A 22759-nucleotide genomic window follows, 5' to 3' on the forward strand; every position below is an offset into this window, starting at 1 on the left:
AGACACACATGCGCATCGCTTCCAAGGGCCGGCTGGCCCTGCTGCTGGCCGCCACCCTACCCCTGACGGCCATGGCGCAATTCCCCGCCAAGCCGATCACCTTCATCGTGCCGTTCGCGGCGGGCAGCGCCACCGACCAGATCGGCCGGGCCATCGGCCAGGGCGTCACCGAACAGACTGGCCAGGCCGTGGTCATCGAGAACAAGCCCGGCGCGAGCGCCATGATCGGCGCCGCCGCGGGCGCCCGCGCGGCCCCGGACGGCTACACCGTGCTGATCACCACCAACACCACGCACGCCGCCAACGAACACCTGTACAAGACGCTGACCTACAACCCGGTCAAGGACTACGCGCCGCTGACGCTGCTGGGCAAAGGCGGCCAGATCATGGTCGTCAACCCCAGCTCGCAAGCCAAGACGGTCGGGGAATTCCTGGCTCAGGCCAAGCAATCGCCCGGCAAGCTGAGCTTTGGCAGCGGCAGCTCCAGCAGCCGCATCGCGGGCGAACTGCTGCAGCAGATGGCAGGCGTCCAACTGCTGCACGTGCCCTACAAGAGCAACCCGCTCGCCGTCACCGACCTGCTGGGCGGCCAGATCGACATGATGATCACGGACACGGCCACCGGCCTGCCCCAGGTCAAGTCGAACAAGCTGCGCGCGCTGGGCGTCACCGGCCAGGCGCGCTCGCCGCTGGCGCCCGACGTGCCGACCATCGCCGAAGCCGGCGTCCCGGGCTACGAGATGGGCTACTGGTTCGCCGCCTACGCGCCCGCCGGCACGCCGCCCGACGTGGTCAAGCGCCTGAACGAATTGCTGGTCAACGCCACCAAGACCAAGCCCGCGCAGCAGTTCTACTCGCAAACGGGCACCGACCCCGCCACGTCCACCCCGGACGAGCTGGCGCAGTTCCAGCAAGCGGAATCCAAAAAGTGGGGCGACATCATCAAGAAGGCGGGCATCCAGCCGGAATGAGGCGAGCCGGCGGCGACGCCGGCGCTTCAATCGGCATAGCGGCAGGCTCAATACACTGTGCCCCTGCCACGCGACCCGGTAAGCGGGTCCCGAGTGGGCGATTCGGCGGGACTTGCACCGCAGGAGTGAGTCAATGCCGGGCGCACATGCACAAGCCCCGATCGGAGAATCCGTATCGGGGCTTCGTTTATGCAACGCGAAGAAAAGGAAACGGGCACAAACCGCCCGCTCTTGAGCCTTCGCAATCGTTCAGAAGCGGGCGAAGAAATCTTCGCGTATTACTGTCCGTTCAATCTTCGCCCCAGGACCGATGTACACCTCGACCCGACTAAAGGGTTTTGTAAGCTCCAGGCGATCAGGGCTTTCACTGGGGAAGGTCAGCAAGATACCCGTCATGAATATGATGATCGGACTAAGGAGGATGATTAGCAAAACTAACAGGGATCGCATTGCGCTGTAGGTTCCGTAAACCTTGAGAAAAAGCGGTTTCGGATCACCGTACGCTCAATTTTTCCACCTGGCCGGATGAATACATCAATACGATCGAATGGCTTGGTTATTTCTAGGTGGTCACCATCTTCCCAGGGAAAGGAGAGCAGAATCCACATATCAGGGCCTGGGAACATCGCCGTGGGAAATTTAACCGTCTCTCCTGGCACAAGCCCGGCTTTCGTAATGTGGAGATTGTCATTGAAGAAATACCCCAGAGGCTGAGTTGCACCGCTCTCATAGTGCAACACCACGACCGGTGACAACGCCCCCCACACCGCAATGCTTGCGCACAACGCCGCGATTAGCCCAAGGGTAATGCCGAAAAATTTCAGCAGAAAACGCATTGCATCCCTCGGATCAGCGATGACAGTTATGGGGTCTTTTCGCCTTGTCCTCACCCAGCCCCCAAGGCAGCGGTATGGCCGAAATACGTTGCAGCAGTAGATCCACCGTTAGCTCGTGGGGTTTGGCCGCCACGAACAGATCACAGCCAAGTTTGATAGAAATATGATCCGGCACATCATCCGCGCTAGCCGGCCAAGGACCATTTCCGGGATGGTCTTGCATGGAGAGAGGTTCCAACTTTCTAAGGCCTCGATAGGCATCATCCAGCGCCTGAGCTAGCCCAGCGCCATTGATTAACTCTGCCGCGCTAAACCCGAGCGCAACGCCGACATAGCCATAGTGAATATTTGACCATATGTCAAAAAAATAGTCGTAGCTCCCGTACTTTTGCCACCCTTCGTTAAAGACTCCCCTTTTTTTAAGATTCTCACGCAAGATGGGTTTGTGGTCCCATGGCCTGTTGGGCGCAACTCGTTCAGCCCACATCGCATACGCGGCCGACTTCTGGCCCGCTGCCGCGCCGTAGTAGTCGGGCTTGCCCCCCTAGTTGCGCATACCAGGGTAATTGATGCCACTCGGCGGTCTGCGCGTCAGGATCTGCGCTATTCGCGGCTGCAATCTTCGTCCCCTGTTCGGAAAACGGATTAGCCTTCATTTCCTCGACGATGTACTCGGCAATAGCTATCACGGTATCAGGATGACTACAGGCCTCCTGCCGCAGCCCTTTGGATAATGGCAGGCCAGTGCCTGCACTACCCACAAACCCATTCGCTAATCCTTCCGTAACGCTACCCGCCCAAGTAACGCCACCCGGGCCAGGATCAAGCACCGCGATGCGCTGGCTGGCGATCAGCGTCGCGCCGCACGAAGTCTGCATGCCCTCAACCGCCAATGGAATGCCATCCACCGTGAAGCTGGCCACCCCCTGCATGATGGGAAACGTTCCCTCGCACTTCGGACAGCTAACCAGATGCCCCAATCCGGAAGCAATCCGGCCATCAATAGTGTAGAGACTGACTCCCTGCAAGACAGTCCCGCCATGGGAAGTACTGTCGCCGATTCGAATGATGGGGCGGCCGGCCATGTTTGCTCCAGACATTTGAAGTAGTGTTGAGTCTATTCAAATGGTGCGAGGCCAGACCATCAGAAGAATCCGAAAACAACGATCAACGACTTCCGCAGCCGTAGAGCAATCACGCCGCCAAACTATCGAAAGTCGGCATAGGGGACGGCCCTCGTAGGCTGCCCCCCGCCGCAGCGCCCGGCATGCGAATTCGTACAGGGCGGTTCGAGCGGTTGGGATTTCGCAAGTCGCGGTAGCCCCGGATGGAAGAACGGCGGACTTGCGCCCATAGGGGTGCACCCATGCCGGACGCACTTGCCGGGCGCCCATGCAAAAAACCCATCGCGCTTGCGATGGGTTTTTTGCTATTCCGTTCAACCAAGTCCACGGCAGGGCCGCGATGCGGCTTATTTATCCACGAACGCCCGCTCGACCACGTAGTCGCCCGGCTGGCCCACGCCCGGCGACACCGTGAAGCCGCGCTTGTCCAGCATGGCGCTGATGTCGGCCAGCATATGCGGGCTGCCGCAAATCATGGCGCGGTCGGTTTCGGGGTTGATCTGCGGAATGCCGATGTCGGCGCACAGCTTGCCGTTTTCCATCAGTTCCGTAATGCGGCCCTGGTTGCGGAAGGGCTCGCGGGTCACCGTCGGGTAGTAGACGAGCTTTTCACGCACGATGTCGCCGAAGAACTCGTTGTTCGGCAGTTCCTTTTCAATGAAGTCGGCGTAGGCCAGCTCGCTGACCCAGCGCACCCCGTGCACCAGGATGACCTTGTCGAAGCGTTCGTAGACGTCCGGGTCCTTGATGATGCTCATGAAGGGCGCCAGGCCGGTCCCCGTGCCGAACAGGAACAGGTGCTTGCCGGGCTTCAGGTCGTCCACGACCAGCGTGCCGACCGGCTTGCGGCTGACGAGGATGGTGTCGCCCTCTTTCAGATGCTGAAGACGCGAGGTCAGCGGGCCGTTCTGCACCTTGATGCTCAGGAATTCGAGGTTCTCTTCGTAATTGGCGCTGGCGATGCTGTAGGCCCGCAAGAGGGGCTTGCCTTCAACTTCCAAGCCGATCATCACGAAGTGGCCGTTGTGGAACCGCAAGGCCGAATCACGCGTCGTGGTGAAGGAAAACAGGGTGTCGTTCCAGTGGTGCACGCTTAGTACGCGCTCAGTATTGAAAGCAGCCATGTCGTATTGAGTAAGGGCGGGACTGGGGCCAGGCCGGAAGGCCGGGCTTGCGCCGCGAGGTCATTCCGTGCCGCAAAAAGGACGCGGGACGGCATTAGGGTTGACCCTATTCTACAGGGTCTCGATGATAACTGCTCTCATTATTCCGTAATACCCTTATGCCGTATTGATGGGGATCAACGTCTTGAACCATCGGCTTACGTGTAGTTGAACACGGCTTTGCTTCCTGTTATCGTCGCATTCTCAGTTGATAATCATTTTCGTTAGCAGACCGTTTTGAGCGGCGGGACACGCTTGTGTGCCGCGGCTTTCCTCGTTCCAGCCTTTGCCGGAGTTCCTTCATGATCAAGCGTCCCCAATTGAATTCGCTGCTTCGCGCCCTGGCGCTGGCCGGCGCCGCCGCCTTCACCGTGTCGGCCAACGCCGCCGATGAAGTCAGCCTGTACACCACCCGGGAACCCAAGCTGATCCAGCCGCTGCTGGACGCCTTCACCAAGGAAAGCGGCATCAAGGTCAACACCGTCTTCGTGAAGGACGGCCTGCTGGAACGCGTGAAGGCAGAAGGCGCCAAGTCGCCCGCCGACGTGCTGATGACCGTGGACATCGGCAACCTGCTGGACCTGGTGGACGGCGGCGTGACGCAGGCCGTCAAGTCGCAAACCCTGGAATCCGTCATCCCCGCCAACCTGCGCGGCGCCGATGGCAAGTGGTATGCCCTGTCGCTGCGCGACCGCGTGCTGTACGTGGAAAAGGACCTGAAGCTGGAATCCTTCCGCTACGAAGACCTGGCCGATCCCAAGTGGAAGGGCAAGGTCTGCATCCGTTCGGGCCAGCATCCCTACAATACCGCGCTGGTCGCTTCGATGATCGCGCATGACGGCGCGGAAGCCACCGAAAAGTGGCTGCGCGGCGTGAAGGCCAACCTGGCCCGCAAGGCTGCCGGCGGCGACCGCGACGTGGCGCGCGACATCCTGGGCGGCATCTGCGACATCGGCCTGGCCAATGCCTATTACGTCGGCCACATGAAGAACGCCGAACCCGGCACGGACGCGCGCAAGTGGGGCGACGCCATCAAGGTCATCCGCCCGACGTTCGCCAACGCCAAGAGCGGCGGCACGCACGTGAACGTCAGCGGCGCGGCCGTGGCGGCCCACGCGCCGAACAAGGCCAACGCGATCAAGCTGCTGGACTTCCTGGTGTCCGAACCGGCCCAGGCCCTGTACGCGCAGGCCAACTATGAATACCCGGTGCGCAAGGGCGTGAAGCTCGACCCCGTGATCGCAAGCTTTGGCGAACTCAAGGTCGACCCCCTGCCCCTGACCGAGATCGCCAAGCATCGCAAGCAAGCCAGCGAACTGGTGGACAAGGTCGGTTTCGACAACTGATAGGCCCGTGGATCGCCATGCCCTCCGGCGTGGCGCAACCACGCGGCAGTGACACGCGCGCGCCCCGCGACCGGGGCCGCGCGTAGGGCCTGTTCCCTCTTTTTGGGGGAACAGGCCTTGCCATTGATGCAACCGACTTTGAAGCATGCATACAGATTCCTTGCCCCGGCCGCTGCGTCTGCGCTGGACTGAACGCGGGGCCGGCTGGCTGGCCGGCGCCGCCCTGATCGCCCTGGCCGTCCTGGCTCCGCTATTGACGCTGGGCTGGTGGGCGCTGGGCGGCAGCCTGGCCCACTGGCAGCACCTGGCCAGCTACGTGCTGCCGCAGGCCCTGGCCAACACGGCCATGCTGCTGGCCGGCGTGGGCATCGTGGTCACCCTGCTGGGAACCGGCGCCGCCTGGCTGGTGACGGCCTACGACTTCCCCTCGCGCCGCATCCTGACCTGGGCCCTGCTGCTCCCGCTGGCGGTGCCGACCTACATCATCGCCTTCGCCTACCTGGACCTGCTCCACCCGATCGGTCCGGTCCAGACGGCGATCCGCGCCCTGCTGGGCTACGACAGCCCCCGCCAGTTCCGCCTGCCCGACCTGCGTTCGATCTACGGCGCGATCTTCGTGCTGGGCTTCGTGCTGTATCCCTATGTCTACCTGAGCACCCGCGTCATGTTCATGACGCAGGCCGCCAGCCTGCTGGAAGCCGCCCGCACCCTGGGCGCGGGCCGCGTGGCGGTGTTCTGCCGCGTCGCCCTGCCGCTGGCGAGGCCCGCCATCGTGGTGGGCGTGAGCCTGGCGCTGCTGGAAACGCTGAACGACATCGGCGCTTCCGAATTCCTGGGCGTGCAGACGCTGACCGTCTCCGTCTACACCACCTGGGTCACGCGCTCGGACCTGGCCGGCGCGGCGCAGATCGCGCTGACCATGCTGGCGATCGTGATCGGGCTGATCATGCTGGAGCGCCACGGGCGCAAGCGCCAGCGCTACGCCAACACCCAGCGCATGCGGCCCATGCAACCGCGCCGGCTGCACGGCGTGCCGGCCGCGATTGCCGCGGTGCTGGGCTGGATCCCGGTCGTGATCGGGTTTGTCGCGCCGGCGGTGTACTTGATCGCGGAAACCTCCAAGCGCCTGCATCTGGTGGGCGGGGTATCGGACCAGCTGATCAACGGCCTGAGCAACACGCTGATCGTCGCGTTCAGCGCCACGATCGTCACCCTGCTGTGCGGCCTGGTGGTCGCCTGGGCGGGCCGCAGCCTGCGCGAAAGCGCCACCTTCAATCCGGGCCGCGCCTGCGCCCGCATCGCCAGCCTGGGCTATGCGGTGCCCGGCACCGTCCTGGCCATCGGCCTGCTGACGCCGTTCGTCTGGATCGACACGGCGGTCTCCAAGGTGTTCGGCGGGGCGGGCCTGTTCATGATGGGCTCGATGGGCGCGCTGGTGTGCGCCTACGCGATTCGCTTCCTGGCCATCTCCACGGGCGCGCTCGAGGCCGGCCTGGCGCGCATCCCGCCTTCGCTGGAGCAGGCCTCGCGCCTGCTGGGCGAGACCTCCGGCGGCACGCTGCGCCGCGTCCACCTGCCGCTCCTGCGCCCGGCGCTGGCCGCCAGCGCGCTGCTGGTGTTCGTGGATGCGATGAAGGAACTCCCCGCCACGCTGCTGCTGCGGCCCATGAACTTCGACACGCTCGCCACCTGGCTCTATGCCGAAGCCGCGCGCGGCACGTATGAGGAAGGCGCCGTCGCGGCGCTGGCCATCGTGCTGGCCGGCCTCTTGCCCGTCATCCTGCTGGCGCGCACCAATCTGAAAATGGGACATTGATCATCGTGCCCGATCTGCTAGAAATCGACCATATCTCTCTTGCCTACGACACGCCCGCCGGTTTGAAGCCGGTGGTCCAGGACCTCACGCTGGGCCTGCCCGTCGGCCACATCGGCTGCCTGCTGGGCGAGTCCGGCTGCGGCAAGACCACGGTGCTGCGCGCCATTGCCGGCTTCGAGCCGGTGCGCGCCGGACGCATCCTGCTCGACGGCGCCGTCATTTCCTCGGCAACCGAACAGGTGGCGCCCGAACTGCGCCGCGTCGGCATGATGTTCCAGGACTACGCCTTGTTCCCCCACCTGACGGTGGCCTTGAACGTGGCCTTCGGGCTGCGCAAGCTGGTGCGAGCCGACCGCGCGCGCCGGGTCGAGGAAATGCTGGAGCTGGTGGGGCTGGCGCACGCCGCCAACAGCTATCCGCACGAGATCTCGGGCGGCCAGCAGCAGCGCGTGGCGCTGGCGCGCGCGCTGGCGCCCTCGCCCGACCTGCTGCTGCTGGACGAGCCGTTCTCCAACCTGGACGTGGACACCCGCGAGCGCCTGGCCTTCGAGGTGCGCGACATTCTGAAGACCACCGGCCACACCGCGATCCTGGTCACGCACAACCAGGCCGAAGCCTTCGCCATCGCCGACCGCATCGGCGTAATGTCCGAAGGGCGGATCGCGCAGTGGGACACGCCCTACAACCTGCACCACCACCCCGCCGACGCTTTCGTGCGCGACTTCATCCGCCGCGAGGCGCTCGAAGAGCAGCGCGAGCAGGCGCTGGCGCGCGGCCGCTAGCGCCCCGCCCGGCGGATCAGTCCGCCGACAGCTTGACCTTCTGCGACAGGGCCTTGAAGGCCTCGTGCTGGCTTTGGGTCAGGCGCTCCACTTCCTGCGGCGTTGATCCATAGGGCATGAAGCCGGCCTGTTCCAGCTTGCCCTTGACTTCCGGCAGGGCCAACGCCCACTGGAACGCCTCGCTCAGCTTGCCGGCGACCTCGGGCGACATGCCCGCCGGTCCATAGACGGCGAACCAGGGATCCACCACGGCGGCCTCATAGCCCAGCTCGGCCAGCGTCGGCACGTCCGGCAAGGCCGGCGCGCGCTTGCTGCCCGTGACCGCCAGCGCGCGGACCTTGCCCGCCTTGATGTGCGGCAGCGAAGCAGGCAGGTTGTCGAACATCACCGGCAGGTGTCCGCCCAGCAGATCGTTCAGGCCCTGGGCGCTGCCCTTGTAGGGAATGTGCTGCATGCCGGCGCCGGTCAGCTGGTCGAACATCACGCCCGCCAGGTGCATCGAGGTGCCCGCGCCCGGCGTGCCGAACGCGGTGCCGGGGTGTTGCCTGGCGTAGGCCACCAGATCCTTGACGCTGTCCACCTTCAGCGACGGCCCGGCTTCAAGCACCACGGTGGAGGCGCCCAGCATGCTGACGCCCGTGAAATCCCTGGTCGGGTCGAACGGCATGGACGGGTAGACGAAGGGATTGAGCGCATTCGTGGATATCGCGCCAAAGCCGATGGTGTAGCCGTCCGGCGCCGCCTTGGCCACCGCGTCCATGCCGATGTTGCCGCCCGCGCCCGGGCGGTTCTCGACAATCACGGGCTGGCCCAGCTTCTCGGCGACCTTCTGGCCTGCCGTGCGCGCGACCAGGTCGGTCGTGCCGCCGGCGGTGTAAGGCACGATGAAGGTGATCGGCTTGGCCGGATATCCGGCGGCCAGCGCCGACGAGGCGCCGTGGATCAGCGCCAGCGCGGCCAAGCCGCGCAGCGCATTCGTAGTGTGGCGATGCATAGTGTCTCCATCCCGTTTGTTATTGAGGTCGGGAGGCGCATCATACTGCCGCGCGGGCGGCCTGCGCCGCCGGCCCGCGCTTGTTCCTCCAGGTATCAATTCATGTTCCGCCGCGGGCGTTTATCGCCCGCGCGCCGCCCCCTAGCGTGGTGGGCAATGCCCGCAGCATGGAACGGCTGGACGCCGCCGCCGGTCGCCGGCGACATCGCGCTGGCCAGCACGGCCCGCGAGATCGTGCGCCAGGCCATCGGGCGTTTCGGCAAGATCGACGTGCTGATCAACAATGCCGGGATCTTCATCCCCAAGCCCCAGGCCGAGTACACCGACGAGGACCTGGACCGCATCATCGACACGAACCTGAAGGGCTTCTTCCATATCACCCAACAGACCGTGGCGCATATGGCCGGCAACCTCGACGGCCACATCGTCAACATCACCGCCAGCATTGCGATGCAGCCCAGCACCCAGGCAGAACATCTCGATGCTGCCCAGCTGCAGATCGTCGAAATGGCGGGTCATGGCGGTTCCTCAAAAAAGGCCGCGCATGGCGGCCCCGGCAACGTGCCCAGGATCATCAGCGGCCCAGCACCTCGACGATACGCTGGCCTATGTACTGGCCATGGGTTTCCAGCGCGAAATGGCCGGTGTCCAGCAGCTCGACGACGGCATCCGGATTGTCGCGCCGATACGCCTCGGCTCCCGGCGGGATGAAGAAAGGATCGTTACGGCCCCAGATCGCCAGGGTCGGCAGCCGGGACTGGCGAAAGAACGCCTGGAACGCCGGATACAGCTTCAGATTGTTCGCGTAGTCCAGGAACAGGTCCATCTGGATGTCCTTGTTGCCGGGCCGTTCGAGCAAGGCCGCATCCAGCGTGTAGCTCTCGGGCGCGATGCTCTCGGGATCGGCCACGCCATGCACATACTGCCACTTCGTGCCCTCAAGGTGGAGGACGGCGTCGTGAACCGTCTGGCGGTTGGCCGGCGAGGGATCCGCCCAGTACGCACGGATCGGCGCCCAGGCGTCTCCCAGCCCTTCCAGATAGGCATTGCCGTTCTGCGACACCAGGCCCGTCACGCGCTCGGGATGGGCCAGCGCCAGGCGCAGGCCCGTCGGCGCGCCGTAGTCAAAGAAGTAAAGCGCATAGCGGGTCAGACCAAGCTCGTCGACAAACGCTTCCAGGGACTTGGCCAGGTTGTCGAAGGTATAGCGGTAGTTGCGTTCGGCCGGCACTTGCGTGAAGCCGAATCCGGGCAGGTCGGGGGCGATCACGCGGAAGTGGCTGGCCAGTTGCGGAATCAGATTGCGGAACTGATGCGAAGAGCTGGGAAAACCATGCAGCAGCAACAGCACGGGCGCTTGCGGATCTCCTGCCTCGCGGTAGAAGAAACGCAGCCCGTCGGCTTGGGCATGGCGATAGTGGATGGGGGTGTGGGCTTGGGCGGTCATGAGGATCTCCGAGGTGCGGGCAAGAGGAAAAACGGCGGGTGGCGAAGCTTCAAGACACAGTCTACGCATTCTTAGTAACCTGTCAACTGCATTTTTAATGGTTACTAAGAACTCCAGCGCGGGCCGCCCCTTCCCCACCGCGCCCAAGCCGCACACGAAAAAGCCCGGCAATCGCCGGGCTGGAACAAGCAATACGGAGCATCGCGTCTCAGGACGAAACGCCTGTCGCCCCGCGCTGCCGGAACGCAGCGACTTTGTGGCGGTTGCCGCACAAGGCCATGCTGCACCAGCGGCGCCGATGGGAGCGGGTACGGTCGTAGAACCAGAGCGAGCACGCATCGCTTTCGCATTTGCGCACCAGGCCGAAATCGCCGTGGGCAAGCAGATCGGCAGCCGCTTCCGCCGCCGGCAACAGCCATTGCGCGGGCGTCTGCGATGGATAATGGCGCGCCAGTTCCAGGCCGCCGTCGTCCGTGGCGGACAGCGCCAGATGGCTGCCGCCCGCGGCCAGCGCGCGGTTCAGCGCGGTGAGTTTGAGCGGTTCTCCCGCCTTGCGCTGCGCCACCAGCGCGCGCACCGTCTCGCGCAAGGCGCGCGCGCCTTCAAGCAGGCCCTTGGGCGCCGCAGCCTGCCCGGGCGCGAGTCCGGACAGGGCGAGCCAGGCCTGCACGTCCGCGTCGGACTGCCACCGGTCCAGCGGACCGGCGTCGCCCTGCTCGATGGTGTTGATCATGTCCAGGGCGACGTGATCGCCCAACTGCCTGAATTCGGGTGCGTGAGTAGTGTGCATGCTGGCCTCCGGCGACAGTGTAACCTTCAAAATATCAATATAAAAGTTACTCCTGCCGCCTGGGAAACCCGCCGCGATCAGGCACGCGGTTCCGGCAGCGGGATGTACTCGGTTTCGTCGCCCGGCACGACCTGGTCGAATCGGGTGCGCTGCCAGTCCTGCTTGGCTTGCTCGATGCGGTCCTTGCTGCTGGACACGAAGTTCCACCAGACAAAGCGCGGACCATCCAAAGGCTCGCCGCCCAGCACCGCAAAGCGCGCGGCGGTCCTGGCGCGGATCTGCACGGGCTTGCCCGGCGCGAACACGACCAGGCGCCCGCTTTCGTAGGCTTGCCCGTCGATCTCGACCTCGCCTTGCGCCAGGTAGGCGGCGCGCTCCTCGTGCTCGGCCGGCAGCACCGTCGTGGCGCCCGCCTGCAATTGCAGATCGCCGTAAAACAGGGGCGACAGCGTCTTGACCGCCGAGGTCTTGCCGAACAGGGAACCTGCCACCACCTGGGCGCGCACGCCCTCGCCTTCGACCACCGGCTGCGCGTCCAGCCCGTAGTGCGTAAAGCCGGGATCGGTTTCCTCGTGCGCCTTGGGCAGGCCCACCCAGATCTGCAGGCCACAGAGGCGTTGCGGGGCCAGCCGGCTTTCCGGCGAGGAGCGCTCGGAATGCACGATGCCCCGGCCCGCGGTCATCCAGTTCACTTCGCCGGGCAGGATGGTCTGGGTATGGCCCGCGCCGTCACGATGCACCATCGACCCCTCGTACAGATAGGTGACGGTGGACAGGCCGATATGGGGGTGCGGCCGCACGTCTATGCCAGAGCCGGCATCGAATTCCACCGGACCCATGTGGTCCAGGAAGACGAACGGCCCGACGGTGCGGCGCTGCGCGGACGGAATGGCGCGCCGGACGGAAAATCCGCCCAGGTCGCTGGTGCGCGGCACCACGACGGTTTCAATCTGGCTTTCGCCTGCTTCGGACAAGGTCGACATGGTGGAATGCTCCGCATGAATAGGCCAAAGGCCATCTTAAGGCCTGACGGCCGCATGAATTGAAGGAAGCCAGGCGGATATCTCGATCCGCCCGGCAGGTGGCATCAAGCCAGGTCAAACACCAGCACTTCGGCGTTCTTGCCGCCCGACAGCTCGACACGGGTGTCGTCCGTGATCGCCGCGGCGTCTCCGGCGGACAGTTCCGCGCCGTTGACGGTCAGGCTGCCCCGCGCCACATGGACCCAGACGCGGCGTCCGGCGGCCAGCGTCAGCGCGGCGGATTCATCGCCATCGAACAGGCCGGCGTACAGGCGGGCGTCCTGGTGGATCTTCATCGAACCATCCACGCCGTCGGCCGACACCAGGGCCTGCAGGCGGCCGCGCTTTTGCGCATCGCTGAAAGCGCGCTCTTCGTACTCCGGCGCGATGCCGGCGACGTCGGGCTCGATCCAGATCTGCAGCATATGCGTTTCCGTATCCGGCAGCGGGTTGAACTCCGAGTGCATCACGCCGCGGCCGGCGCTCATCCGCTGCACGTTGCCCGGCTGGATGGTCGAGCCGCTGCCCATGCTGTCCTTATGCGCAATCGCGCCGTTCAGCACATAGGTGATGATCTCCATGTCCCGGTGGCCGTGCGTGCCAAAGCCGCGGCCGGCGGCGATGCGGTCGTCATTGATCACGCGCAGCGCGCCGAAGCCCATGTGAGTCGGGTCGTAGTAGTTGGCGAAGGAAAAGGTGTGAAACGAATCGAGCCACCCATGGTTGGCGTGACCCCGTTCGGCAGCGCGGCGAATCGTAAGCATTGTGGACTCCTGTTTCAATAATATGAATGGTTTGGGGCGCAGTCTTGGGCTTCTTTGGCCCGTCTGTTTGGCTGCAACCCCGGCATGAGTGATATTCTGCGCGTGCCAGGCCCCGGTTTCGGCGCTATATTTTGACGAAATCATTCAAATTTTTTGAATACTCTTGTTTCCCGCCCAGCCATGCAACCCATCACCCCTGAATTGCTCATCCTGGTGGACGCCATCGCTCGCCACGGCAGCTTCGCCAAGGCCGCGCGCGAGCTGGGCAAGGTGCCGTCGGCCGTCACCTATTCCATCCGCAAGCTCGAAGACGGGCTGGACGTGCTGCTGTTCGACCGCTCCGGGCACCGCGCGCTGCTGACGCCGGCGGGCGAGACCCTGCTCAAGGACGGACGCCATGTCCTACAGTCGCTGGACGACCTGGCCTGCCGCGTCAAGCGCATCGCCACGGGATGGGAGGTGGAGCTGCGCATCGCCGTCAGCGCCGTGCTGCCGTGGCGGCCGCTCTACGACCTGATCGACGAATTCCACGCGGTGGGCAGCGCCACCACCCTGCGCTTTTCCAGCGAGGTCCTGAGCGGCAACTGGGATGCGCTGACCGGCGGCCGAGCGGACCTGGTCATCGGCGCGGGCGCCGCGGGCGAACCGACCGGGCCCTACCGCTCGCAGGCCATCGGGCTGACGCAGTTCGCCTTCTGCGTGGCGGCCCACCACCCGCTGGCATCCCTGCCCCAGCCGCTGAGCCGCGCGGACATCACCCGCTATTGCGCCGTGGTGGTGGCGGACACGTCGCGCAACCTGCCGCCGCAATCGCGCGGCATCCTGGCAGACCAGCCCACGCTGGTCATGCCGACGATGCAGGCCAAGGTCGAGGCGCAGGTGCGCGGCCTGGGCTGCGGCTATCTGCCGCTGACGCTGGCCGCCCCCTTCCTGACGCAGGGCCTGCTGGTGGTGTGCGAAACGGATGAAGGCATGTCCCTGACGGAACACGTGGCCTACGCCTGGCGGGCCGAGCCGCCGGGCGAAGCCTTGAAGTGGTGGCTGCAGAAGCTGAAGTCGCCGCGCCTGTGCGAGAGCCTGCTCGGCTTGGGGTGACGAGGCGGGTTCTTGAGAAGGTGTCTGACACCCGGGCGAGACGGCCGTCAGCTTGAAACGGTGTCTCGGGGGTGTCAGACACCTGCCCCACCTGCCCCGGGGGTGTCAGACACCGGTGAGAAGCTGAAGTCGCCGCGCCTGAGCGAGAGCCTGCTCGGCATGGGGTGACGAGGCGGGTTCTTGAGAAGGTGTCTGACACCCGGGCGAGACGGCCGTCAGCTTGAAACGGTGTCTCGGGGGTGTCAGACACCTGCCTCACCTGCCCCGGCGGTGTCAGACACCTGCCCTGCGGCAACGCCCTTGCGGGCTTACTCGTCCTCGATGCCCAGTTCGCGCAGCTTGCGCGTGATGGTGTTGCGGCCTATCCCCAGGCGCGACGCCGCTTCCACGCGGCGGCCGCGGCTGGCGTCCAGCGCGCTTTGCAGCAGGATCTTCTCGAACTGGCGCGTCAGCGTGGCCATCACGGCGGGTTCGCCGCGCTCCAGGCGGTACTGCGCATCGCGCAGCAGGGAATCCTGCCAGTTGCGCGGCGCGCCGTCGTCCGGGACGGCGGCGGCGGAGGCCGCCTGCACCACCGTGCCGATGCCGGCCACCGGAGCCGCAGGACGCAGCGGCGCGGAGCCCGCCAGCTGCTGATGCTCCATGGCCCGGATCTCGGGCGGCAGATCGCCCCGGTCCACCGTCTGCCCCGGCGCCATCACCGTCAGCCAGTGGCAGAAGTTCTCCAGCTGCCGGACGTTGCCCGGAAAATCGAACTTCGTCAGCACGGCCAGGGCTTCCGGCGTCAGGCGCTTGACCGGCACGCCCAGCGTGCGGGCGCTGGAGGTCAGGAAGTGCTGGGCCAGGGCCGGGATATCCTCCACGCGCTCGCGCAGCGGCGGCAGGCGCAGCCGGATCACGTTCAGGCGGTGGAACAAGTCTTCCCGGAACAGGCCCTGCTCGACGCGCTGCTCCAGCGGCTGGTGGGTGGCCGCCACGATGCGCACGTCCACGCGCACGGGCTGCGCGCCGCCGACGCGGTAGAAGCTGCCTTCGGCCAGCACGCGCAACAGGCGCGTCTGCAGTTCTATCGGCATGTCGCCGATTTCATCCAGGAACAGCGTGCCGCCGTGGGCTTCCTCGAAGCGGCCGCGGCGCAGGTTGTTCGCGCCCGTGAAGGCGCCCCGCTCGTGGCCGAACAGCTCGGCTTCCAGCAGATCGCGCGGAATGGCCGCCGCGTTCAGCGCCACGAACGGGCCGCCGGCGCGCACGCCGTGGCCGTGCAGCGCGCGGGCCACCAGTTCCTTGCCGGTGCCGGATTCGCCCGTGATCAGGACGGTGACCTTGGACTGGGCCAGCCGGCCGATGGCGCGAAAGACTTCCTGCATGGCGGTGGACGACGACTGCGTCATCATCCAGCGCTCGTTGTTCTGCGCCGCGTCGCCCTGCCCTTCGGGGCTCTCGGGCTGCGTGGACTCCTGCATGGCGCGCTGGATCAGCGCGACGGCCTCGTTCACGTCGAACGGCTTGGCCAGGTAGTCGAACGCCCCGCCCTGGAAGGCGGAAACGGTGCTGTCCAGGTCGGCGAACGCGGTCATCACGATGACCGGCAAGCCGGGATGGCGCTCCTTGAGCTGGCGCAACAGCTCAAGGCCATTGCCGCCGGGCATGCGGATATCCGAAACCAATGCCACCGGCGTGTCGCGCGACAGCGCTTCCAGCACATCGGCCGATTGGGAGAAGCTGCGGGTGGGGACGCCAGCGCGGGCCAGGGCCTTTTCGAGGACCCAGCGGATGGCCTGGTCGTCGTCGACGATCCATACGGGTTTCATCAGTGTGCAGGCTCCATCGGTAGGACCAGGCGAAACTCGGTGCGCCCCGGTCGGGATTCAAATTCGATGATGCCGCCGTGCTGCTGCACGAAGTCCTGCGCCAGGCTCAGGCCCAGGCCGGTGCCGCCAGCCCTGGCCGTGACCAGGGGATGGAAGATGCGGTCGCGGATGTGGTCCGGCACGCCGGGACCGTTGTCGATGATGGACAGCACCAGCGCCAGGCGGTGCTGCCTGTGCGCCAGCATGACCTGGCGCGCAACGCGCGTGCGCAGCGTGACCACGCCGGGCGCCGTTTCCGGCCCCTGGGGCCGCGCCACGAGTTCCTGCGCGGCGTTGCGCGCCACGTTCAGGACGGCCTGCATCAGCCGGGCGGCGTCGCCCTTCAGGTCGGGCACCGAGGCGTCGTAGTCCCGCAGGATGGTGACGTCGTTGCGGAATTCGGCCTGGATCAGCGCGCAGACGCGCTCGCAGATTTCATGGATGTTCACCGGCCGCGCGTTCAGCGGCACACGTTGCGGGCCGCTCAGGCGGTCCACCAGCGCCTGCAGGCGGTCGGCTTCGGAAATAATGACCTGGGTGTATTCGGCCAGCGCCGCGCTCGGCAGCTCGGCTTCCAGCAATTGCGCGGCGCCGCGCAAGCCGCCCAGGGGGTTCTTCACTTCATGCGCAAGATTGCGCAGCAATTCTCTGTGGGCTTCGATCTCGTCGACCAGCCGGTGGTTGCGGTCGGCCAGGACGCGCTGCTCGATCTCGCGCGTCTCGATCAGCACGGGCCAGCGCTGGCCGGTCAGGCCCACCGTCGTCACGGCGACTTCCACGGATTCGGCGGCGCGGCGCAACGAGGCCAATTGCCTCACGTCGGCATACCGTCCGCCCGCGGCGCGGTCGATCGATGACTGGATGTTTTCCGGGTTGTCGAACAGCGTGGCGGCGGAGTGCCCGCCCAGCTGCTTGCGCGAGCGGCCGAACAGATCTTCGGCGGCTGCGTTGGCGTATTCGATGTGACCGCGCTCGTTAACCAGGAAAACGGACGTGGCAAGCAGATCGAGAGCTTCTACATTCATTTTTCAACGTACCCGAATGGACAGGGGAAAGCGGAACGCGTCCGCGACGGCGGCGCCGGAACCCGGCGCCCTGCCCGCCGGGCGCGGCGCCTGGCGGGCAATTCGTCGAGCCGCGACCTGGCGGTGCGCGTGGTGTGGGCCCTGGTTTCTGCCTACATCATCGCGCTCCCCCCAGCCACAGCCTCAAAACATCAGAGGCTGTAGTACATGTCGAATTCGACCGGGTGGGTCGTCATGCGCAGACGGTTCACATCGCCCATCTTCAGGTCGATGTAGGCGTTGAGCATGTCGTTGCTGAACACGCCGCCACGGGTCAGGAACTCGCGGTCCTGGTCCAGGGCTTCCAGCGCCTGCTCCAGCGAGGAGCACACGGTCGGGATCTTGGCGTCTTCTTCCGGCGGCAGGTCGTACAGGTTCTTGTCGGCGGGATCGCCGGGGTGGATCTTGTTCTGCACGCCGTCCAGGCCGGCCATCATCAGGGCCGAGAAAGCCAGGTACGGATTGGCCAGGGGGTCCGGGAAACGCGCTTCGACGCGGCGGCCCTTCGGGTTGCCCACGTAGGGGATGCGGATCGAGGCCGAGCGGTTGCGGGCCGAGTAGGCCAGCTTGACCGGCGCTTCATAGTGCGGGACCAGGCGCTTGTACGAGTTCGTGCCCGGGTTCGTGATGGCGTTCAGGGCGCGGGCGTGCTTGATGATGCCGCCGATGTAGTACAGGGCGAATTCGGACAGGCCGGCATAGCCGTTGCCCGCGAACAGGTTCTGTCCATCCTTCCAGATGGATTGGTGCACGTGCATGCCGGAACCGTTGTCGCCAACGATGGGCTTGGGCATGAACGTGGCGGTCTTGCCATAGGCGTGAGCTACGTTGTGCACCACGTACTTGACGACCTGCGTCCAGTCGGCGCGCTGGACCAGCGTGCTGAACTTGGTGCCGATTTCGAGCTGGCCCGGAGCGGCCACTTCATGGTGGTGCACTTCGACCGGCACGCCCATCTGTTCCATCAGCAGGCACATTTCCGAGCGCATGTCCTGGAACGAGTCGACCGGCGGAACGGGGAAGTAGCCGCCCTTGACGCCCGGACGGTGGCCGGTGTTGCCGCCTTCGAATTCCAGGCCCGAGGACCAGGGAGCTTCTTCGGACTTGATCTTGACGAACGTGCCCGACATGTCGGTGTTCCAGGTCACGCCGTCGAACACGAAGAATTCGGGTTCCGGACCAAAGTAGGCGGTGTCGCCCAGGCCGGAGGACTTCAGGTAGGCTTCGGCGCGCTTGGCCAGCGAGCGCGGGTCGCGGTCGTAGCCCTTCAGGTCCGACGGCTCGACGACGTCGCACGACAGGATCAGGGTCGGCTCTTCGCGGAACGGATCCAGGTTGGCGGTCGAGCAGTCGGGGATGAGCAGCATGTCGGAGGCTTCGATGCCCTTCCAGCCCGGGATCGACGAACCGTCGAAGGCCTGCCCGCTTTCCAGCTTGTCTTCATCGATCGCGGAGGTGGGCACGGAAACGTGGTGCTCACGGCCAACCGTATCGGTAAAGCGGAAATCCACGAATTTCACTTCGTTATCGGCGATCTGTTTCAGGACGTCTTTCGGGCTTGCCATGTCATCTCCATTAGATAAAAGGGTCGAGGGCTTTGCCCGTCGACTGGCATAAAAGAGGGAAGCAATAAGCGTGCCAGGTTCTACCCCCGGGATTCCCCGGGGAAGGCAGCGCGGTAACGGAAAAATGTAGCACCATAATGGTGCAAAAGACGGGGCATGCTTGCCCCATCTTGGTGCCGAAACGCTACAGGAACATTTCCTGCAGGTCATTGAGGAACCTCCACCCCAAGGGCGTCGCCCGCAAGCGTGTGGGATCGGCGTCCAGCAAGCCCCGTTTCGAGGCTGCCTCCAATTGGTGCGCAATGACGGCCACGGACAGGCCGGTGCGCTCGGTGAACGTCGTGGTGGGCACGCCGTCCTTCAGCCGCAGCGCATTGAGCATGAACTCGAAGGGCAGTTCGTCCGGACCGACCTGCCGGCTTTCGGCAATGTGGCTGCCATTCCCCGCCATGGCCGCCTGCATCCACGAGTCGGGGCTGCGCAGGCGGGCCTCGCGCACGATGCGGTCGTGGAACGACAGCTTGCCGTGCGCCCCCGGGCCGATGCCCAGGTAGTCGCCGAATTCCCAGTAGTTCAGGTTGTGGCGGCAGCGGGCGCCGGACTTGGCGTAGGCAGACACCTCATAGCGGGCCAGGCCGGCCGCGGCCAGTTCGGACTCGACCGCGTCCTGCATGGCCGCGCTGGTGTCGTCGTCCGGCAGGTCTTCAGGCGGGAATTTCGCGAAGACGGTGTTGGGCTCCATCGTCAGGTGGTATAGCGACAGGTGCTCGGTGCCGAAGGCCACGGCCTGCCGCAAGTCGTCCAGACAGGCGTCCAGCGTCTGCCCCGGCAGCGCGAACATCATGTCCAGGTTTACGCGCGCCACGGCGCGCTGCGCCATGTCGATCGCCGCGCGGGCCTGGGCGGAATCATGGATGCGCCCCAGCTTCTTCAACTGCGCATCGTCGAAACTCTGGATGCCCAGCGAGAACCGGGTGACGCCGCTGGCGGCATAGTCGCGAAAGCGGCTGGCCTCGGCGGTGCCCGGGTTGGCTTCCATGGTGATCTCGGCGTCCGGCCAGACGTTCAGACAGGCGCGCAGCATCGCCAGCAGCTCGTCCAGGCCGGCCGAAGACAGCAGGCTGGGCGTGCCGCCGCCGATAAACACGGACACCACCTGGCGGCCCCAGATGGAAGGCAGCGCCTGCTCCAGGTCGCTGCGCAAGGCATCCAGGTAGGCGCGTTCGGGGATCTCGCCGGGCGCCGCGTGGGAATTGAAGTCGCAATAGGGACACTTGCGCACGCACCAGGGCACGTGGACGTAGACCGAGAGCGGCGGCAGGCTGGTGAGCGTGGCGCCGGCCGGCACGATCAGGCGCGATGGCGATGCGCCCATGTCGTTGCGGATGGGTATGGTGATGGACATGCGGAATTCCTGGCGCCCGGGGGCGCCCTCGTCAAGCCTGGTTCAGCTTGCTCAGCAGCTCGCGCAGCGCGCGGGCGCGGTGGCTGACCCGGTTCTTTTCCTCGGGGTCCAGCGAGGCGGCGGTCAGCGCCATGTCGGGCAGATAGAAATGCGGGTCGTAGCCGAAGCCGTTGGCGCCTTCGGGCAGGTCGATGATCTCGCCGTGCCACAGCCCTTCGCCGATCAGCGGCCGGGGATCGTTCTCGGAGCGCACCAGCGCCAGCACCGCCACATACCAGGCGCTGCGGTCGGCCACGCCGGCCAGTTTCCGCACCAGCAGCGCATTGTTGGCCTCGTCGGATTTTTCGCCGCCGTGCATCTTGGCGTAGCGCGCCGAATACACGCCCGGCGCGCCGTCCAGCGCGGCCACGCACAGGCCGGAGTCGTCCGCCAGGGCCGGCAGGCCGGTCAGGCGGCTGGCATGGCGGGCCTTGGCCAGCGCGTTCTCGACGAACGTGACGTGCGGCTCTTCGGCCTCGGGCACGCCCAGCTCGCCTTGAGGCACAAGTTCGATGCCCAGGGGCGCGAACAAGGCGGAAAATTCGCGCAGCTTGCCGGCATTATTGGACGCCAGGACGACACGGCGCAGGGAATCGGGAATCTTGGGGGATGTCATAGGGCAAATTGTATAGGCCGGCGGGCCGGCCCGGCGGCCCGTTGCACGATATCCCTGTGCAGCCCATGGGCAGATCAATTCTCTGTTGACACTTTTGTAACAGCCATCGAAGATTGCGCGTCACGTATCGGCGCAACAACGCAGACATATTTTGTTGTCAATATGGCCCATCTTGTCACTGATCGTATCTAAAAGCACCGGCGATGAACTCACTTCACGCATTGCCCAGGCCGGTTGCGGCCCACGCGCCCCTGGCTTCCCGGGACGGCGCGCCCCCACACGTAAACCTGGCGGGAATCCTGCGCGAACAACTGCTGCGGCCGCGCTTCCAGCCGGTTGTCGACCTGTCCCACAGCCGCATCTACGGCCACGAAAGCCTGATCCGCGGCCCGGCCGACACCGCCCTGCACTTTCCGGACGCCCTGTTCGCCGAGGCGCGCCGCCAGGGCCTGCATCCGCAGCTTGAACTGGCCAGCTTCCGGGCGGGCGCCCAGGGCTTTCACCAGAACGACGCCGCCGGCAAGCTGTTCCTGAACCTGTCCGGCTCGGCCCTGCTGCATTACTGGACCTTGTGGGGCGAGGAGATGCCGGCCCGCCTGCTCAAGAACTGCTCGCTGGAGCCCGCCAGCATCATCGTCGAACTGACCGAACAGGACCCGCTGTCCGAGCGCATGGCCGAATTGAGCAGCGCGTTCGCCTGTCTGCGCGAGGCCGGCATGCGCATCGCGCTGGACGACTACGGCGTGGGCAACTCCAATCTTCAGCTCTGGGCCGAAATGCAGCCCGACCTGGTCAAGATCGACCGCTATTTCTTCGACGGCATCGGCCACGACGACCGCAAGCAAAACATGGTGCGCGCCATCCTGAAGGTCGCGCAACACCTGGGCACGGCCATCGTCGCCGAGGGCATCGAGACCGCCGAGGACCTGGCCGTGGTGCGCGAGATGGACATCCGCTACGCGCAAGGCTGGTTCCTGGGCATGCCCGACGAAACGCTGCTGACGGAGCTGACTCCGCCCCTGCGCGACTCCCTGCGGTTGCGCTCGCCCGCCCCGCTGTCGCAACGGTCCGCGGGCGGCACCGCCGCGAGCCTGCGCGTCGAGGCCCCGGCCGCCTTGCTGAACAAGCACACCAACGACGACGTGCAGCGGCTCTTCGTCGAGCACAAGAACCTGCACGCCGTGGCGGTGGTCGACGGCGACAACCGGCCCGTGGGCATCATCAACCGGCGCGACTTCTCGGAACATTACGCCCAGCGCTACACGCGCGAACTGTTCGGGCGCGACGCGTGCTCTACCTTCATGAACGCCGAGCCCGTGCTGGTGGACCTGAACGTCTCCATCGACCAGCTGAGCCACGTCCTGATTTCGGAAGACCAGCGCTACCTGATGGACGGGCTGATCATCACGCGGGACGGCCGCTACGATGGCCTGTCCACCGGCGAGACGCTGGTGCGCTCCGTGACCGAGATGCGCATCGAGGCCGCGCGCTACGCCAATCCGCTGACCTCGCTGCCGGGCAACATCCCCATCAGCCGGCATATCGCCACCTTGCTGGAGGACGCCGCGGACTTCACGATCTGCTACGGCGACCTGAACAACTTCAAGCCCTTCAACGACGTCTACGGCTATTGGCGCGGCGACGACATGATCATGCTGACCGCCGAGCTCATCAAGCGCCACTGCGATCCGCAGCGCGACTTCGTCGGGCATGTGGGCGGCGACGACTTCGTGGTGCTGCTGCGCAGCCCGGACTGGATGGACCGCATCCAGCGCATCATCGCGGAATTCAACGAGCGCGCCGTCGACCTGTACGACGACCAGGGCCGCCGCAACGGCGGCATCGAGGCCGAAGACCGCTACGGCGTGCCGCGCTTCTTTCCGTTCGTGACGCTGGGCGTGGGCGCGCTCACCGTCACGCCCTCCCTATGCGAGCGCATCCGCCCGGAGGACATCGCGTCGGCCGCTGCCCATGTCAAGCACAAGGTCAAGCATGGGAACCTGTCGCTGGTGACCGAGCGCTACACCGGCGCCGCCCTGCCGCAGCTCGCCGGCTGAGCCCTGGCGCGCG

The 22759-nt window shown here is 65.6% G+C and carries 20 protein-coding genes and 1 pseudogene; 7 read left to right on the top strand and 14 right to left on the bottom strand.

The features are described from left to right. The first annotated feature begins 8 nt into the window (after positions 1 to 8). The gene (locus ACFWP0_RS04615; protein ID WP_377840017.1) at positions 9 to 971 is read left to right on the top strand and encodes a Bug family tripartite tricarboxylate transporter substrate binding protein; all 963 of its coding nucleotides are present in this window, start codon (positions 9 to 11) and stop codon (positions 969 to 971) included. Between the two features lie 434 nt (positions 972 to 1405). Here ACFWP0_RS04615 and ACFWP0_RS04620 read toward each other — a convergent pair whose 3' ends face one another. From ACFWP0_RS04620 to ACFWP0_RS04635, 4 genes are all read right to left on the bottom strand, one after another. Beyond that, positions 1406 to 1807, bottom strand: a complete 402-nt coding sequence (locus ACFWP0_RS04620) for a hypothetical protein (protein ID WP_377840019.1) — start codon at positions 1805 to 1807, stop codon at positions 1406 to 1408. A gap of 13 nt (positions 1808 to 1820) precedes the next feature. Beyond that, positions 1821 to 2243 carry a polymorphic toxin type 44 domain-containing protein gene (locus tag ACFWP0_RS04625; protein WP_377840020.1) on the bottom strand — a complete coding sequence of 141 codons (423 nt, stop codon included), beginning with the start codon at positions 2241 to 2243 and terminating at the stop codon, positions 1821 to 1823. 40 nt (positions 2244 to 2283) lie between these two features. Continuing rightward, positions 2284 to 2892, bottom strand: coding sequence for a PAAR domain-containing protein (locus ACFWP0_RS04630; RefSeq protein WP_377840022.1), 609 nt, complete (start codon positions 2890 to 2892; stop codon positions 2284 to 2286). A 386-nt stretch (positions 2893 to 3278) separates the two neighbouring features. Next, positions 3279 to 4055 (bottom strand): ferredoxin--NADP reductase, encoded by a 777-nt coding sequence (locus tag ACFWP0_RS04635; RefSeq protein ID WP_171663437.1) that lies wholly within the window; start codon positions 4053 to 4055, stop codon positions 3279 to 3281. 341 nt (positions 4056 to 4396) lie between these two features. Between ACFWP0_RS04635 and ACFWP0_RS04640 the strand changes: the two genes are divergently transcribed. The 3 genes from ACFWP0_RS04640 to ACFWP0_RS04650 all read left to right on the top strand — a co-directional run bounded on the left by ACFWP0_RS04640 (position 4397) and on the right by ACFWP0_RS04650 (position 8038). Beyond that, positions 4397 to 5440, top strand: coding sequence for a Fe(3+) ABC transporter substrate-binding protein (locus ACFWP0_RS04640; protein ID WP_377840023.1), 1044 nt, complete (start codon positions 4397 to 4399; stop codon positions 5438 to 5440). Between the two features lie 145 nt (positions 5441 to 5585). Further along, positions 5586 to 7256 (top strand): ABC transporter permease, encoded by a 1671-nt coding sequence (locus ACFWP0_RS04645; RefSeq protein ID WP_377840024.1) that lies wholly within the window; start codon positions 5586 to 5588, stop codon positions 7254 to 7256. 5 nt (positions 7257 to 7261) lie between these two features. Further along, positions 7262 to 8038 carry an ABC transporter ATP-binding protein gene (locus tag ACFWP0_RS04650; protein ID WP_377840025.1) on the top strand — a complete coding sequence of 259 codons (777 nt, stop codon included), beginning with the start codon at positions 7262 to 7264 and terminating at the stop codon, positions 8036 to 8038. 16 nt (positions 8039 to 8054) lie between these two features. Here ACFWP0_RS04650 and ACFWP0_RS04655 read toward each other — a convergent pair whose 3' ends face one another. Beyond that, the gene (locus ACFWP0_RS04655; protein ID WP_377840026.1) at positions 8055 to 9032 is read right to left on the bottom strand and encodes a Bug family tripartite tricarboxylate transporter substrate binding protein; all 978 of its coding nucleotides are present in this window, start codon (positions 9030 to 9032) and stop codon (positions 8055 to 8057) included. A gap of 156 nt (positions 9033 to 9188) precedes the next feature. On the opposite strand from ACFWP0_RS04655, the pseudogene ACFWP0_RS04660 reads away from it, so the two are divergent. Then, a pseudogene (locus tag ACFWP0_RS04660) lies at positions 9189 to 9458 on the top strand (SDR family NAD(P)-dependent oxidoreductase); the annotation flags it as partial. A 148-nt stretch (positions 9459 to 9606) separates the two neighbouring features. Here ACFWP0_RS04660 and ACFWP0_RS04665 read toward each other — a convergent pair. From ACFWP0_RS04665 to ACFWP0_RS04680, 4 genes are all read right to left on the bottom strand, one after another. Next, positions 9607 to 10479, bottom strand: coding sequence for an alpha/beta fold hydrolase (locus ACFWP0_RS04665; RefSeq protein WP_377840028.1), 873 nt, complete (start codon positions 10477 to 10479; stop codon positions 9607 to 9609). A 208-nt stretch (positions 10480 to 10687) separates the two neighbouring features. Next, positions 10688 to 11269, bottom strand: a complete 582-nt coding sequence (locus ACFWP0_RS04670; RefSeq protein ID WP_377840029.1) for a CGNR zinc finger domain-containing protein — start codon at positions 11267 to 11269, stop codon at positions 10688 to 10690. 77 nt (positions 11270 to 11346) lie between these two features. Further along, positions 11347 to 12252 (bottom strand): pirin family protein, encoded by a 906-nt coding sequence (locus ACFWP0_RS04675; RefSeq protein WP_377840031.1) that lies wholly within the window; start codon positions 12250 to 12252, stop codon positions 11347 to 11349. Between the two features lie 104 nt (positions 12253 to 12356). Further along, positions 12357 to 13055: a pirin family protein gene (locus ACFWP0_RS04680; protein ID WP_377840033.1), complete on the bottom strand. Its 699-nt coding sequence runs from the start codon at positions 13053 to 13055 to the stop codon at positions 12357 to 12359. 180 nt (positions 13056 to 13235) lie between these two features. On the opposite strand from ACFWP0_RS04680, the gene ACFWP0_RS04685 reads away from it, so the two are divergent. Continuing rightward, positions 13236 to 14150, top strand: coding sequence for a LysR family transcriptional regulator (locus ACFWP0_RS04685; RefSeq protein ID WP_377840034.1), 915 nt, complete (start codon positions 13236 to 13238; stop codon positions 14148 to 14150). A gap of 308 nt (positions 14151 to 14458) precedes the next feature. Here ACFWP0_RS04685 and ntrC read toward each other — a convergent pair whose 3' ends face one another. From ntrC to rdgB, 5 genes are all read right to left on the bottom strand, one after another. After that, a complete protein-coding gene (gene ntrC / locus ACFWP0_RS04690; protein WP_377840035.1) occupies positions 14459 to 15961 on the bottom strand; it encodes a nitrogen regulation protein NR(I) in 1503 nt (500 codons plus the stop codon). Continuing rightward, positions 15961 to 17025, bottom strand: a complete 1065-nt coding sequence (glnL, locus tag ACFWP0_RS04695; RefSeq protein ID WP_377840037.1) for a nitrogen regulation protein NR(II) — start codon at positions 17023 to 17025, stop codon at positions 15961 to 15963. The genes ntrC and glnL overlap by 1 nt, the downstream gene beginning before the upstream one ends. Positions 17026 to 17216: 191 nt before the next feature. Further along, positions 17217 to 18629 (bottom strand): type I glutamate--ammonia ligase, encoded by a 1413-nt coding sequence (gene glnA, locus ACFWP0_RS04700; protein WP_377840039.1) that lies wholly within the window; start codon positions 18627 to 18629, stop codon positions 17217 to 17219. 184 nt (positions 18630 to 18813) lie between these two features. Further along, positions 18814 to 20034, bottom strand: coding sequence for a radical SAM family heme chaperone HemW (hemW, locus tag ACFWP0_RS04705; protein WP_377840041.1), 1221 nt, complete (start codon positions 20032 to 20034; stop codon positions 18814 to 18816). 31 nt (positions 20035 to 20065) lie between these two features. Beyond that, on the bottom strand, positions 20066 to 20689 hold the full coding sequence (gene rdgB / locus ACFWP0_RS04710; RefSeq protein WP_377840042.1) for an RdgB/HAM1 family non-canonical purine NTP pyrophosphatase: 624 nt from the start codon (positions 20687 to 20689) through the stop codon (positions 20066 to 20068). 251 nt (positions 20690 to 20940) lie between these two features. Here rdgB and ACFWP0_RS04715 point away from each other — a divergent pair, with 251 nt between their 5' ends. After that, positions 20941 to 22746: an EAL domain-containing protein gene (locus ACFWP0_RS04715; RefSeq protein ID WP_377840469.1), complete on the top strand. Its 1806-nt coding sequence runs from the start codon at positions 20941 to 20943 to the stop codon at positions 22744 to 22746. Positions 22747 to 22759: the final 13 nt, after the last annotated feature.

This window comes from Achromobacter sp. NPDC058515, from assembly GCF_042721735.1.
GTDB lineage: Bacteria > Pseudomonadota > Gammaproteobacteria > Burkholderiales > Burkholderiaceae_B > Achromobacter.